This is a genomic window from Clostridium tetanomorphum, assembly GCF_017873215.1.
In the GTDB taxonomy this organism is placed as follows: domain Bacteria; phylum Bacillota; class Clostridia; order Clostridiales; family Clostridiaceae; genus Clostridium_AO; species Clostridium_AO tetanomorphum.
The window spans coordinates 20,336-35,547 of record NZ_JAGGKA010000030.1 but is presented as its reverse complement, the minus strand read 5'-3'; the positions used below and the strand labels follow the sequence as shown (position 1 = coordinate 35,547).

The window sequence follows — 15,212 nt, the reverse complement described above, 5'->3', positions numbered from 1 at the left end:
TTACCATAAGTCTTTCACTCTTCCGAGTGGGAGATTTATTTTTTTATGCAAAAAAAACTGTCACACTAATTTTATAGTGCGACAGCCCCTTTTTTATTTTACATAGCTTTAGGTAAAATAAGTTTTAAATAGGAATAATATATTGTATAATAAACTTTAGGATTTAATAGGAGAGATGAAAATGAATAATATAGAATTATTAGCACCAGCAGGGAGTATTGAAAGTTTATATGCAGCGGTTCAAGCTGGGGCTAATGCAGTTTATTTAGGTGGCAGCAAATTTTCAGCTAGAGCATATGCCTCAAATTTTGATAACGAAACAATGGAAAAAGCGGTAAGATATTGCCATCTTTATAATGTTAAAGTATATGTAACAATAAATACTCTTTTAAAAGAAAAGGAGCTAAAAGAAGCTGTAGAATATAGCAGATTTTTATATAAAATAGGAGTGAATGGATTAATAATTCAAGATACAGGATTAGCTTATATGTTAAAAAGTGAGTTGCCTAATTTTGAACTTCATGCTTCAACTCAAATGACTGTTCATAATATGGAAGGAGCTAAATTATTAAAAAAATTAGGGTTTAAAAGAATTGTGCTTTCAAGAGAATTATCATTAAAAGAAATAAAAGATATATCAAAAGAGTTAGGCATAGAGACAGAAATATTTATTCATGGTGCGTTATGTATATGTTACTCTGGGCAATGTCTTATGAGTAGTATAATTGGAGGTAGAAGTGGAAATAGAGGGAGATGTGCACAACCTTGCAGATTACCCTATACGCTTTTAGATAAAACTTATGGAAAAGAAAAAAAAGCTTATATATTAAGTCCAAAGGATATATGTACATTACAGGATATTAAAGATATAGTTTCAAGTGGAGCCGGATCATTAAAAATAGAAGGACGTATGAAAAGACCAGAGTATGTGGCGGGAGTAGTAGATACATATAGAAAAGCTATTGACAGTTTAGAAAGTAATAACTTTGATTTTAAAAAAGGGAATAGAAGTCTTCTGCAGTTATTTAACAGAGAAGGTTTTTCAAAAGCATATCTTTTTGGAAATGTAGGGAAAGATATGATGGCCTATTCTTTTCCTAAGAACACAGGAGTTTTTCTTGGTAAGATAAACAAAGATTTATCAATAGATTTAGAAGAAGAGATAAGTATAAAAGATGGTATAAGAAATAATGAAAAGGGATTTACAGTATCAAAAATAATGAAAAATAATAAGGAAGTTCCTGTAGCTTTTAAAGGCGATAGAGTTAAGATTTATCCCAATAATTATAATTTTAATGATAGTTTATTTAAAACTTCAGATGTAAATTTATTAAAAGAATATGAGGAGTATTATATTAATCCATATAAAAAGAAAAATAAATTAGATGTTGAAATTATTTTTAAAGTAAATTCACCATTAAAAATTACTACCAGTATTAATGATAAATTAATTTCAGTAGAAGGAGATATAGTTCAAAAGGCAATAAAAAGACCTTTGGAAAAAAATAAAATAGAAGAAAATTTAAGAAAGACAGGAGACACTCCTTTTGAATTTGAAAAAATTGTATTTATAAAGTATGAAGAAGGATTTTTACCAGTATCATCTATTAACGAAGTTAGGAGAAATTTTCTTCTAAAAGTGGAACAAGAAATTTTAAGTAAATGGAAAAAGGAAGAACATATAAAAGGAAAAGAGCATATAGATCATATATTAAAAGAAGAAAAAAAATCAAACAAAACTTTACCTAAATATATAGTTTATATCACAACTAAAGAGCAATTAAGAGCAGTTGTAGATTCTGGTATAAAGGATATAGCATTTAATCCTTTTATGAGAAAAAATGAAATTATGTTAGATGATTTGTTATTAAAAGATTTAAATGTTTATTTGAAAATATCCAATATAATAAAAGAGGAGTTTGAAGTTGTAAGTAATTTTATAGAGAATAATTTACAACACATCAAAGGGATAATTACTGCCAATTTAGGTATAATTAGTAGATTTCATAAAAGGATTTCTATTATAGGTGATTATAAGTTAAATACTTTTAATAGATATTCAGTAGAGTTTTTTAAAGAGCTATTGGATATGAATTGTTTAAGTGTTGAATTAAATAAAAAAGAAATAGAAGAGACGAGTAAGCATAGTAAAGGTTATATTCAAAATCTTATTTATGGTAAAATAGAGCTTATGGTAAGTGAGTACTGTCCTATAGGAAGTTGTTTTGGAGGAAGAAGTAGTAAGAAAAATAAATGCAATGGATATTGTAAAGAAAAGGAGTTTAGTTTGATTGATAGAATGGGGGAAGGCTTCATATTGTTAACAGACAAATTTTGTAGAAGCTACATTTATAATAGCGTTCCTTTAAATCTTATAAATAATATAGGAGAATTAGAGAAGTCAGGGGGAAATTCTTTTAGATTAGATTTTATAGATGAGAATTACAATAAAACCTTAGAGATACTAAAGGCTACCTTGAACAAAAATTGGGGTAAAGATTTTAAAAACTTTACTAGAGGACACTATAAAAGAGGAGTAGAATAACTAAAAAGGTGGTTGAATAAAATTGAACGAAAGAGCGTTAAGAGTATTAGAGTTTAATAAAATAAAAGAAATGTTAAAATCATATACAAGTACAGAAGCAGGAAAAGATATTATTGAGAAATTAGAGCCTTATGATAATTTATATGAAGTTAAGGAGCATCTACAAGAAACTAAAGAGGCATTTAATTTATTAATAAAGAAAGGGGCACCTCCTTTTGAAGGGGTTTATGATGTAAGAGATGCTATTAAAAGAGCAGAAAAAGGTTTTTCTCTTATGCCAGGACAGCTATTGAAAATTGCAGCTATGTTGAGAAGTGCTAGAAGATTTAAAGAATATATAGGACGTAAGGAAGAAGAAGAGAGTCACAGAGTAATTGAAGACATTTGTGAAGGTATAGTTCCCTTGAGAGCATTGGAAGATAAAATATTCAATGCAATAGTAAGTGAAGAAGAAATCTCTGATAGAGCTAGTAGCACTCTTTATAATGTAAGAAGAGCTCTTAAAGATAAAAATACTTCTGTGAGAGATAAGGTTAATTCACTTATGAGGAACTATTCTCAATATTTGCAGGAAAGCATTTATACTATGAGAGGAGAAAGATATGTTTTACCTGTAAAATCAGAACATAAAGCATCAGTACCAGGACTTGTACATGATCAGAGTTCTTCTGGAGCTACTCTTTTTATTGAGCCTATGAGTTTAGTGAATTTAAATAATGAAATAAAAGAGCTTATGTTAAAAGAAAGAGCAGAAATAGAAAGAATTCTCCAAGAACTTTCAGAAAAAATATATGATGAAATAATAGCAGTAAGAAACAATTCTAATATAGTATGGGAATTAGATTTTATATTTGCTAAGGCTAAGTTTGCCAGCAGTTTAAATTGTATATGTCCTGCTATTAATGATGATGGGATAATAGATATAGTAGAAGGAAAACATCCTCTTATAGATGCTAAAGTTGTAGTGCCTATGAGTGTATATTTGGGTAGAGATTTTACATCTCTAGTTGTTACAGGTCCTAATACTGGGGGAAAAACTGTAACTTTAAAAACTGTAGGACTTTTAGAGATTATGGCTATGAGCGGAATGATGATTCCAGCAAGAGAAAATTCCACTGTAAGTTTCTTTAAAGAAGTTTTTGCGGATATAGGAGATGAACAAAGTATTGAGCAAAGTTTATCTACATTTTCTTCTCATATGACTAATATAGTTCAAATTATAAAACAAGCTAATAGTGATTCTTTGGTTTTATTTGATGAGTTGGGAGCTGGAACAGATCCAACTGAAGGAGCAGCTTTAGCTGTATCAATTTTGGAAAACTTGAGAAAGAAAAATGTGAAAATAATAGCTACTACCCATTATAGTGAACTTAAGGGATATGCTTTAAAGACTGAAGGAGTAGAAAATGCTTCAGTGGAGTTCGATGTAGAAACTTTAAAACCAACTTATAGATTGCTTATAGGTATTCCAGGAAAATCTAATGCATTTGAAATATCAAGGAGACTAGGTTTACAAGAATACATAATACAGGATGCAAAAGAAAGCATATCTAGTGAAAGCTTAAGATTTGAAGATTTAATTCAAAGTTTACAAGAAAAAAGTATTAAGGCAGCAGAAGATGCGAGAAAATCAGAGATGATGAAGGCTGAGGCAGCCAAGTTAAAAGAAAAATATGAAGAGAAGCTATATAACCTAGATAAAACTAGAGAAAGACTTTTAGAAGATGCTCAAAGAGAAGGAAGAAGAGCTATAAAGGAAGCGAAGGAAGAAGCAGATAATATATTAAAGAATATAAGAGAATTGGAAAGAATGGGATATTCTTCAGAGGCAAGACAAAAGCTAGAAGAGGAAAGAAGAAAATTAAAAAATAAATTAGATGAAATTGAAGAAAAAAGAGAAAAGAAAGAACAGGATAAGGGAGAAAAAATTAAGAATATAAAATTAGGAGAAGAAGCATATCTTCCTAAATTAAATCAAAATGTTATAATTTTATCTAAACCAGATAACAAAGGTGAGTTGCAAGTTCAAGCTGGAATTATGAAGATAAATGTAAATATTGAAGATTTAAGAGTAAGTAAAAATTCAAAAGTTGAAAGTAAAAAGAATAAAAAAAGAGAGGCAAAATTAAATTTAAGGATGGTGGAATCATCTATAGATTTAAGAGGAATGGATTCAGAAGAAGCAATTTATTCTACAGATAAATATTTAGATGAGGCTTATATGGCAGGATTAAAACAAGTAACAATTATTCATGGTAAAGGAACAGGAATACTTAGAAAATCTATAAATGACATGTTAAAAAGACATTCTCATGTGAGCACTTATAGATTAGGTGAATACGGAGAAGGCGGTAGTGGTGTAACGGTAGTAGAATTAAAGTAAATTGAAATTTGCGTCAGATGGGTAACACTATCTGACGCTTAACTATATTGATAAATTATAAAATGTTATACGGGTTTTTAGAAATTAAGGAGTGAGTATTTTGATAATAGCAAGTGCATGTTTATGTGGAATTAATTGTAAGTATAATGGAGAAAATAATTTAAATGAATATGTATTAGAGTTATTTAAAAAAGGGAAAGTTATACCGGTATGCCCAGAACAACTAGGTGGATTAACTACTCCAAGAGATTGTCATGAAATTTTACATGCTACAGGAGACGAAGTGCTTAATAATAGTGGAAAAGTTATTAGCAGCAATGGAAAAGATTCCTCAAAAGAATTTATAAAAGGAGCTTATGAAACATTAAATATAGCTAAAGCTTGTAATGCTAAGATAGCTATATTGAAATCTAAAAGTCCATCCTGTGGATTTGGAAGTATTTATGATGGAAGTTTTTTAGGAAAGAAGATAAAGGGAAATGGAGTTACAGCAGAATTACTACAAAAAAATGGAGTGGAAATTTATACAGAAAAAGAAGTAGAACGTATAAAAGAAAATGTATTATAGTAGTGAGGTGAAGTTTATATTGTCTATTTATATGGAAGTTGGCAAGGAAATAGAAGAAAAGGTTAGTGCTCATATACAAAAAGGAGAAAATATAAAACTTATAAATATAGAATACAATGATAAATTATATAGACAAATACAATTTAGAAGAAAAGCATTTGGAAAAGGTAATTATATATTGAAAGGAATAATATATCTTTCACAAACTAATGATATTGTAAAAGATACCAGTTTATTATATGAATTAGAAAAGTTAGCTTTTCATTATAAAAATATATTTGATAGGGATAGTGGGTTAGCTATAATATCTACTTATGAAGACAAAGGAACTATAAATAGGTATGAAGAAGATTTTTCCAAATCAATAGAAGCATTAAATTCTCTTAAAGAAGAAGTAACTTTTGATATAGAGATTATTAAAAGAGTTATAGAAAAAGTCATAAGATTGAGAAAGGAAAAAAATAACAAATTAGAAGAATTGATAAAGTTAGAAGAGAAATTGAAATCTAAAAACTATATTTTTGACGAAGAGTTATTTATAAAATCATATTCTATCTTTGAAGATGTATTAAAAATTAATTTTAAAAGTATTAATTGTATATATTCTATAATGGATGTATATGATGAATTAAATAAAGAATGTTCTAAAAAGAAAAGAAGCATTGTTGTAAGATTTAATGGAAAAATGAAAGATAAATTTATGAAATTAGATTATGTATTAAGCTATTTTAAAAAAGTTATAAATACATATAATAATATATTAAATTTAAATGAAAATAATTATATTAAACTTATAAGAAATAAACATAAAGAAATAATAAAAGAAAATTTAAATGGCTTAAGACAATAAATAACAGTACCTTGTACAAATACAAGGTACTGTTATATTTTATTTTACTACTTTTATAAAATTAACTTCAGGATCTTCTGTTCCCTGAACATATAAACCTGTATCTTTTAATTTTTGTACATAATCAATTATTTCTTGTGTTATTATTTCACCAGGACAAAGTATAGGGATGCCTGGTGGATAAGCCATTAAAAATTCACCACTTATTTTACCGATACTCCTATTTAATGGAACACAAATTTTTTCACTATTAAAAGCTTCTCTAGGAATTTTAACTCCTTCTGGTATAGCTGGAATATCTATAAAATCGGATTTTTTATTTCCTTTTCCATAGTACTCTATACTAATTTCTTTTAATGCAGAAAGTAATGCATCTATACTTTCCTTAGTGTCTCCAAAAGATCCAACAGCTAATACATTGTATAAATCTGAAAGTTCAACTTGAATATGATATTTATTTGAAAGAATCATATCTAAATCATAACCTGTGATACCTAATTCTCTACAAGTAATAGTTATTTTAGTAGGATCTAAGGCATATACGCCAGGTTCCCCAAGAATTTCTTGTCCAAAGCAATAGAAACCTGGAATTTTATTTATTTCTTCACGAGCATAGTTTGCAAGTTCTATAGTTTTATTTAATAATTCACGTCCTTGTAGTGCAATTTGTCTTCTAGCACAATCCAATGAAGCCATTAAGATATAAGAAGGTGATGTAGTTTGTAAAACATTTAGTATTTGCTGTACTCTATGAATATCAACTCTTCCTGAACGAACTTGTAGTAATGAGCACTGAGTTAGGGCTCCTATAATTTTATGTGTACTTTGTGCACATATATCGGCTCCAGCGTTCATTGCAGATACTGGTAATTTTTCATTGAAACCAAGGTGTGGACCATGAGCTTCATCTACTATTAAAGGTATATTATAATTGTGAACTATGTCAGCTATTTTTTTAATATCAGTAGCAACACCATAATAGGTTGGATTTATAATTAATACTGCTTTAGCATCTGGATTATTTTTTAAAGCTTTTTCTACAGTTTCTGGAGTAACACCATGGGCTATTCCAACTTTTTTATCAAGTTCTGGTTGCATATAAACAGGTGTTGCACCACTCAATATTATACCGGCAGTTACAGATTTATGAACATTTCTTGGTATAATTATTTTATCACCAGAAGATACAACAGACATTATCATTGCTTGTATTGCACCTGAAGTACCATGGATTGAGAAAAAAGCAGCATCTGAACCGTAAGCATCTGCAGCTAAAATTTGAGCCTTTTTTATAGGTCCTGTTGGATGATGTAAACTATCTACTAATTTAAATACAGTAACATCAATTTTAAAAGGATTTTCTCCTATAAAATTTTTAAATTCATCATCTATACCTACACCTTTTTTATGACCAGGTACATGAAAAGGAATTGTTTCTCTGTTTACATATTCTTTTAAAGCGTGGAATAATGGAGTTTCATTTTGATTTAATTTATACACCTTGATAAACACCTTCTTTCACAAATTTACACCCGTGAAACTATGAAAAATCAATGGTTCCCGTGGAATTTATCTTAAAACAATATCATTATAAAGTAAATGTTAGGTAAATGCAATATAAATTGAGAAAATATTTTTAAGTACAGCATTATAATTTATTTTATGCAGTATGGCCTTTTTTATATATATAAAAAACAAATAAAATCATATAAATATTTTATTTATAGATTTTTACAATATCAGCATAGTATAATAACTGTATATGAAGTGAATTTTAGATTAAATGGAAGAATTAAAAGTTAAAAGAATAATTTATATAAGGGAGGTTTATGAAAATGAATTATAAAGAAAAATATAATCTATGGTTAAATTCGAATTATATAGATAAAGAAACTAAAGAAGAATTAAAGTGTATTTCATCAAAGGATAATGATATAAAAGATAGATTTTATAGAGAGTTAGAATTTGGTACTGGTGGATTAAGAGGAGTAATTGCAGCAGGAAGTAATAGAATGAATATATATACAGTAAGAAAAGCCACTCAGGGATTGGCAAATTATCTAAAAAATAAATATGAAAAAGATATATCTGTAGCTATTGCTTATGATTCTAGAATAATGTCAAAAGAATTTGCAAAGACTACGGCAGAAGTATTATCAGCTAATAATATAAGTGTAAATATCTTTAGTTCATTAAGGCCTACACCAATGCTATCTTATAGTGTTAGATATTTAAAATGTAAGGCTGGGATTTGTATAACTGCTTCACATAATCCAAAAGAATATAATGGATATAAAGTTTATGGAGAAGATGGTGGACAGATAACTGATGAATGTGCGAAGGAAATATTAGATTCTATAGAAAAAATTAAAGATTTTAGTGAAATTAAAATTGAAGAATTTGAAGAAGGAATAGATTTAGGAAAAATAAATTATATAAAAGAGGAAATAGATAAAACTTACTATGAAAGAGTAAAAGATTTAGTTATAAGAAAAGACATGGTAAAAAATTATGCCAAAGATTTAAATATAATATATACTCCACTACATGGGGCTGGAAATATTCCTGTTAGAAGAGTATTGAGTGAACTAGGCTTTAATAATTTATTTGTAGTAAAAGAGCAGGAACTTCCAGATGGAAATTTTCCTACAGTTCCCTATCCTAATCCAGAGATTCATGAGGTGTTTAATATAGGGATAAAAATGGCAGAAAAAATTAATCCAGACATTATATTTGGTACAGATCCTGATTGTGATAGAATAGGAATTGTGGTAAGAGATAGTAAAGGATTATATAAGGTATTAACAGGAAATCAAGTAGGAGTACTATTATCCCATTATATATTAACATCATTAAAAGAGAAAAATTCTATTTTTCAGGATGATACCATAATTAAAACTATTGTTACTACTGATATGGTAAAGAAAATAGCAAAGGACTTTAATGTAAATGTATTAGAAGTGTTGACTGGATTTAAGTATATAGGAGAAAAGATTAAAGAATTTGAGGAAAATAAAAAATTTAATTTTATATTTGGATTTGAAGAAAGTTATGGATATTTAAGAGGAAGTTTTGTAAGAGATAAAGATGCTGTTATAGGAGCAGCTCTTATTTGTGAGATGACATTATATTATAAGAAACAGGGAATTAGTCTATATGATGCTTTAATGAATCTTTATGAGAAATATGGATATTTTAAAGAGGAGTTGGTATCATTAGAGCTAAAAGGCATTGAAGGAAAGGACAAAATAGACAAGATACTTCATTTTCTAAGACATTCTATGAGTGCTTATGTTAATGGAAAAAAAATAACTAGAAAAGTTGATTATAAATTAGGTATTGATAAAGACATATTAAATATAAAAGAAAGTCTAATATCACTTCCTAAATCAAATGTTATTAAGTTTATACTTGATGATAATTCTTGGTTTGTTGTAAGACCTTCAGGTACTGAGCCTAAAATTAAAATTTATTTTTCAGTTGTAGGATCTAGCAATGAAGAAGCAGAAAATAAATTAAAACATTTTAAGGAAAGTGTAATGAATATAATACACATAGAAACTAACTGTTCATAATTATAATGAACAAAAGATTATAAAATTAGGATACAGGAGATGGTTAAACGTTGAATATTAAATCTCGTTTTTCAGAGAAACTTTCACAAATACTTTTTTTAGAAGTTAACAAGGAGAAATTATGGCAGATATTTAAAGTTAAAATTGAAGATGAAATATATATACCTATTAAGTCACAAGATATAATAAATAAAATAAAAGCTGGAGAAGGTATGGATAATATATCAGCTATTTATTTTGTCGAGGCTATAGTTTATGTTTTAGGTGCAGACGAAAAATTTAAATTTAATAGTTTTTATAAAAAGATGCTACTGAATTTACCAGAAAGCATAAAAATTATAAAAGGGAAAATATATAAGGCTGTTACTAATAGTGAATATGAAGATGCTTATATAATGTTAAAAGGTTTAGTTCAAATTGAAGAAAATGAAGAGAACTATAGCAAATTAATTATGTTAGCAGAAAAGTTAAGAGGACTGGATAAAAGCTATAATGAAGAAGAACTTTATATAATAGAAAAAACAAAAGGAGTATTTCCTAATTATGAGCTACCTTATTTATATGAATGTTTAGTAAAAAGAGATGAAAAAAATTACTCTCAGGCATTAACAGCTCTAAATAGTTATATAAATTTAGGAGGAGAAGAAACTTCTGAGATAACGGAGATTAAAATTTCATTAAAGAACATAGTAAATTATGAAAAAGGAAAAGAGTTAATTTATGAAGATACAAGTAAGGGATTAGCTTTACTAATTCCTTTGTTAGATGAATTTAAAGAAGATGTAGTTTTAAATTATTATATTGCTGTAGGATATAGAATAATAGGAAATTATGAAAAGGCTATTTATTACCTTATGGAAGCTATTAACATAGATAGTAATATGCCTGAAATAGTAAACGAGTTAGGAATAAATTATGCATCTCTCGGCAATTTTGATAAAGCTATTGAATTTTTAAGAAAGGCTTTTGAAGTAACAAAATCTGTAGAAATTTGTACAAATTTAATTATGTGCTATATAAATAGTGGAAAAATAGAAGATGCTAAAAATCATCTAGAAATTGCTAAAAGACTTGATCCGAAAGATGAAATAGTTCTTCAATTGGAAGGTATTTTACAAAACTATAAATGTTAGAACAGATTAAGTAAGGAATAATATTAAGGTTTTGTGTAAATTATATATTTTAGGGAATACGGGGAAATGAAAGGAGAACTTTTAATGAGAGTAAAAAAGGCTATAATACCTGCGGCAGGGTTAGGTACAAGATTTTTACCAGCTACAAAAGCGCAACCTAAAGAAATGTTACCTATAGTGGATAAACCAACTATTCAGTATATAATAGAGGAAGCTGTAGCTTCAGGAATAGAAGAAATCTTAATTATAACAGGAAGAAATAAAAGAGCCATAGAAGACCATTTTGATAAATCTATAGAACTAGAACATCAATTACAAGATACAGGAAAAGATGATTTGTTAAATATGGTAGAAGATATTTCAAATATGGCAGATATTTATTACATAAGACAAAAAGAGCCTAAAGGATTAGGTCATGCTATAGGATGTGCCAAGACTTTTGTTGGAAATGAACCTTTTGCAGTTATGTTAGGAGACGACGTAGTAGATAGTGAAGTACCTTGTTTAAAACAATTAATTAATTGTTTTAATGAATACAAGACAACTATTTTAGGTGTACAGGAAGTTAATACAGAAGACGTGTATAAATATGGTATAGTGAAAGGTATGTATATTGAAGATAGAGTATATAAAGTGAAAGATTTAGTGGAAAAACCAAAAGTTGAAGAGGCTCCTTCTAATATTGCTATATTAGGTAGATATATAATAACTCCAAGAATATTTGAAATTTTGGAAAATACAAAGCCAGGTAAAGGTGGAGAGATTCAACTAACGGATGCATTAAGAACTTTAGCATCACAGGAAGCAATGTATGCTTATTCTTTTACAGGAAGAAGATATGATGTAGGAGATAAATTGGGATTTTTAGAAGCTACAGTAGAATTTGCATTGAAAAGAGAAGATTTAAGAGAAGATTTTATGAATTATTTGTTAACAATAAAAGAAAAATCTATATAAAAAGCTAAAGATAAAAAAGGCTTAATTTAATAGAAAAATTGCACAATTCAACCTTGTTATATTAATAATAAGGTTGAATTTTTTGTGTATAGAAGATATATAGTATATATTTTTTAGCTCTAATATGTTAAACTTTTGTTATGCTAGAGGAAATCTGCTTATTGAATAATTTTTTAAATGATGTAAAATGATTAAAGTAATATAATACTATTTTAGTAGTAGGATGTGATAAATTATGAAAAAAGATAAAAAACTTATGTTAAGTGATGTTTTACTAGTAGTTTTATCATTATATTTAGCTTTTTTAATAAGGCTTGATTTTAGGATTCCTAGTGAATATGTAGAATTCTTTAAACTTTCTATTATTCCTGCGATTCTTATAACATTATTCTTTAATAAAATTTTTCATTTGTATGATAGTATATGGAAATATGCATCAATAGAAGAACTAATGTCTATAATTTATTCTATTTCTTTATCAAATGTAGTTATTATAATTTATAACTATTTTATAAATTACAAATTGTTAGAAGCAAAGTATGTAAGATTTCCTTATGGTGTACATATAATATTTTGGCTATTATCTGTAGTAGCTTTAGGTGGTATGAGATTTAGATACAGAATAATGGAAGAAACTATAGGAGATAAAACTTGTAATAAAAGAAAGAAGAAGTTATTAATAATTGGAGCAGGGGATGCTTCAGCATTACTAATTAAAGAAATAAAAAAGAGTAATAATTTAAACTATAATATAATTGGATTAATTGATGATGACAAAAGTAAAATTGGAAAGCTTATAAGTGGAGTTAAAGTAATTGGTGGAAGAGAAAATATTAAAGCTATATGTGAAGAAAAAAGTGTTGAAGAAATAATTTTAGCAATTCCTTCAGCAGATGTAGAAATAAAAAGAGCTATAATAAACATATGTAAAGATACTAATGCAAAGTTAAAAACTCTTCCAGGAATATATGAAATTATAGATGGAAAGGTTAGCATAAATAAAGTAAGAGACGTAAGTATAGAAGACTTATTAGGAAGAGAAGAAGTAAAACTAAATAGTGACAATATAAACAAGTATATAAAGGACAAAGTTATTTTAGTAACTGGTGGAGGAGGCTCTATCGGATCAGAATTGTGCAGACAAATAGCAAAATTTAACCCTAAAAAACTCCTTATATTAGATATATATGAAAATAACGCTTACGATTTACAAATGGAGTTAAATTATAATTATCCTAATTTAAACAAAGAAGTTATAATAGCCTCTATTAGAGATGAGAAAAGGTTAAATGATATATTTTCAAAATATAAACCAGAAGTTGTTTTTCATGCAGCAGCTCATAAACATGTTCCACTTATGGAAAGTAATCCTGCTGAAGCAATAAAAAATAATATAGTAGGAACTTATAATGTGGTAAAATGTAGTCATGAATTTGGTGTAAAAAAATTTGTACAAATTAGTACTGATAAAGCTGTAAATCCTACAAACATTATGGGAGCTACTAAGAGATTTTGTGAAATAATTATACAGGCTTTTGATAGTATTAGTAATACAGAATATGTAGCAGTAAGATTTGGTAATGTGTTAGGAAGTAATGGATCTGTTATTCCACTATTTAAAAAGCAGATAGCACATGGAGGACCGGTTACAGTAACTCACCCAGAAATAAATAGATATTTTATGACTATACCAGAAGCAGCTCAATTAGTTATACAAGCAGGTGCTATGGCAAAAGGTGGAGAGATATTTGTATTAGATATGGGAGAGCCTGTTAAAATTGTTGATCTTGCTAAGGATTTAATAAGGCTTTCTGGATATCAACCAGATGTAGAAATAAAAATAGAATATACAGGTCTTAGACCAGGAGAAAAGCTATATGAAGAATTACTTATGAACGAAATTGCCCTAACATCTACAGAACATGATAAAATATATGTAGAGAAGCCTACAGATAATACTATAGAATTTGTAGAAGAATCCATAGATGAATTTAAGCAAGTTATATATAAAGAAAAAGAAGATATAATTAAATTAGTTGAGGAAAAGGTTCCTAGTTACAAGAGAAAAACTAATTAAAGGAGAGAGAGTTTATGAAAGTTGAATTATTAGATTTAAAAGTACAGTATGGTAAAATGGAAGAGGAAATAGATAAAGCTATTAAAGAAGTTTTACAATCAACTCATTTTATTATGGGACCTAATGTAAAAGAATTAGAAAGAGAGATAGCAGAATTTACAGGGGTGAAGCATGCCATTTCTGTAGCTAATGGGACAGACGCATTAATGCTTTCACTAAAGGCGTTAGGAGTAGGTCCAGGAGATGAAGTTATAACAACGCCATTTACATTTTTTGCGTCAGCAGAAACTACTTCTGTAATTGGAGCTACACCAGTATTTGTAGATATAGATAAAAATACTTTATGCATAGATCCAGAAAAAATAGAAGAAAAAATAACAGAAAAGACAAAAGCTATTATACCTGTTCATATATTCGGACAAATGTGTCAAATGGATAAAATTATGGAAATTGCAAATAAGCATAAAATACCTGTAATTGAAGATGCTTGCCAAGCTATAGGAGCAGAATATAAGGGAAAAAAAGCTGGAAGCATTGGAATGGCGGGAACTTATTCATTTTTCCCAACTAAAAACTTAGGCTGTTATGGGGATGGAGGTATGATAGTTACTAATAATGATGAATTAGCAGAAAAAATAAGATTATTGAGAGTTCATGGAAGTAAAAAGAAGTATCATCATGAAGTAATTGGATATAATAGTAGATTAGATGAAATTCAAGCAGCTATACTTAGAGTAAAATTAAAATATTTAAAAGAATGGAATAGATTAAGATATGAAAAAGCCCACATATATGATGAATTACTAAAGGGATTGGACATAGTACTTCCTTATGAAGATAAAGATTGTACTCAGATATATCATCAATATGTTGTAAGAGCTAAGAATAGAGATCAATTTGTACAATTTTTAAAGGATAATGGAGTATCTACAGCAATATATTATCCAGTACCAGTTCAAATGCTAGACGTATATAAATATTTAGGATATAAAGAAGGGGAATTACCTATAGTAGAAGAAGCGTGTAAGTTAACTTTTGCATTACCTATGTATCCTGAAATTACAAGGGAACAGCAGGAATATGTAGTTAGTTGCATAAAAAAGTTCTTAGAAAAATAAAGAGGT

General features: G+C 27.9%; 10 protein-coding genes. 9 read left to right on the top strand and 1 reads right to left on the bottom strand.

The window, feature by feature from the left end; all coding sequences use genetic code 11:
• Window positions 1–181 precede the first annotated feature (181 nt).
• From J2Z24_RS19665 to J2Z24_RS19650, 4 genes are all read left to right on the top strand, one after another.
• A complete protein-coding gene (locus tag J2Z24_RS19665) occupies window positions 182–2,545 on the top strand; it encodes a U32 family peptidase (protein WP_035147274.1) in 2,364 nt (787 codons plus the stop codon).
• A 22-nt stretch (window positions 2,546–2,567) separates the two neighbouring features.
• Complete coding sequence (locus J2Z24_RS19660; RefSeq protein WP_035147278.1) at window positions 2,568–4,928, top strand: endonuclease MutS2; 2,361 nt, start codon at window positions 2,568–2,570, stop codon at window positions 4,926–4,928.
• 100 nt (window positions 4,929–5,028) lie between these two features.
• The gene (locus tag J2Z24_RS19655) at window positions 5,029–5,496 is read left to right on the top strand and encodes a 2-thiouracil desulfurase family protein (RefSeq protein WP_035147280.1); all 468 of its coding nucleotides are present in this window, start codon (window positions 5,029–5,031) and stop codon (window positions 5,494–5,496) included.
• Window positions 5,497–5,515: 19 nt separating this feature from the next.
• The gene (locus J2Z24_RS19650; RefSeq protein ID WP_035147282.1) at window positions 5,516–6,346 is read left to right on the top strand and encodes a hypothetical protein; all 831 of its coding nucleotides are present in this window, start codon (window positions 5,516–5,518) and stop codon (window positions 6,344–6,346) included.
• 39 nt (window positions 6,347–6,385) lie between these two features.
• On the opposite strand, the gene J2Z24_RS19645 is transcribed toward J2Z24_RS19650, so the two are convergent.
• Window positions 6,386–7,846 (bottom strand): aminotransferase class I/II-fold pyridoxal phosphate-dependent enzyme, encoded by a 1,461-nt coding sequence (locus tag J2Z24_RS19645; protein WP_035147285.1) that lies wholly within the window; start codon window positions 7,844–7,846, stop codon window positions 6,386–6,388.
• Between the two features lie 335 nt (window positions 7,847–8,181).
• Here J2Z24_RS19645 and J2Z24_RS19640 point away from each other — a divergent pair, with 335 nt between their 5' ends.
• The 5 genes from J2Z24_RS19640 (at window position 8,182) to J2Z24_RS19620 (ending at window position 15,206) form a co-directional block, all read left to right on the top strand.
• Window positions 8,182–9,921 (top strand): phospho-sugar mutase, encoded by a 1,740-nt coding sequence (locus J2Z24_RS19640; RefSeq protein WP_035147288.1) that lies wholly within the window; start codon window positions 8,182–8,184, stop codon window positions 9,919–9,921.
• Between the two features lie 50 nt (window positions 9,922–9,971).
• On the top strand, window positions 9,972–11,054 hold the full coding sequence (locus tag J2Z24_RS19635) for a tetratricopeptide repeat protein (RefSeq protein WP_035147291.1): 1,083 nt from the start codon (window positions 9,972–9,974) through the stop codon (window positions 11,052–11,054).
• 84 nt (window positions 11,055–11,138) lie between these two features.
• Window positions 11,139–12,011: a UTP--glucose-1-phosphate uridylyltransferase GalU gene (gene galU, locus J2Z24_RS19630; protein WP_035147294.1), complete on the top strand. Its 873-nt coding sequence runs from the start codon at window positions 11,139–11,141 to the stop codon at window positions 12,009–12,011.
• 235 nt (window positions 12,012–12,246) lie between these two features.
• A complete protein-coding gene (locus J2Z24_RS19625; protein WP_035147296.1) occupies window positions 12,247–14,088 on the top strand; it encodes a polysaccharide biosynthesis protein in 1,842 nt (613 codons plus the stop codon).
• Window positions 14,089–14,102: 14 nt separating this feature from the next.
• On the top strand, window positions 14,103–15,206 hold the full coding sequence (locus J2Z24_RS19620; protein WP_035147298.1) for a DegT/DnrJ/EryC1/StrS family aminotransferase: 1,104 nt from the start codon (window positions 14,103–14,105) through the stop codon (window positions 15,204–15,206).
• Window positions 15,207–15,212: the final 6 nt, after the last annotated feature.

Bases quoted from the DNA above. Each gene is read 5' to 3' on its own strand.
- J2Z24_RS19640 (WP_035147288.1), top strand. From the start codon at position 8,182: ATGAATTATAAAGAAAAATATAATCTATGGTTAAATTCGAATTATATA.
- J2Z24_RS19665 (WP_035147274.1), top strand. From the start codon at position 182: ATGAATAATATAGAATTATTAGCACCAGCAGGGAGTATTGAAAGTTTA.
- galU (WP_035147294.1), top strand. From the start codon at position 11,139: ATGAGAGTAAAAAAGGCTATAATACCTGCGGCAGGGTTAGGTACAAGA.
- J2Z24_RS19625 (WP_035147296.1), top strand. From the start codon at position 12,247: ATGAAAAAAGATAAAAAACTTATGTTAAGTGATGTTTTACTAGTAGTT.
- J2Z24_RS19620 (WP_035147298.1), top strand. From the start codon at position 14,103: ATGAAAGTTGAATTATTAGATTTAAAAGTACAGTATGGTAAAATGGAA.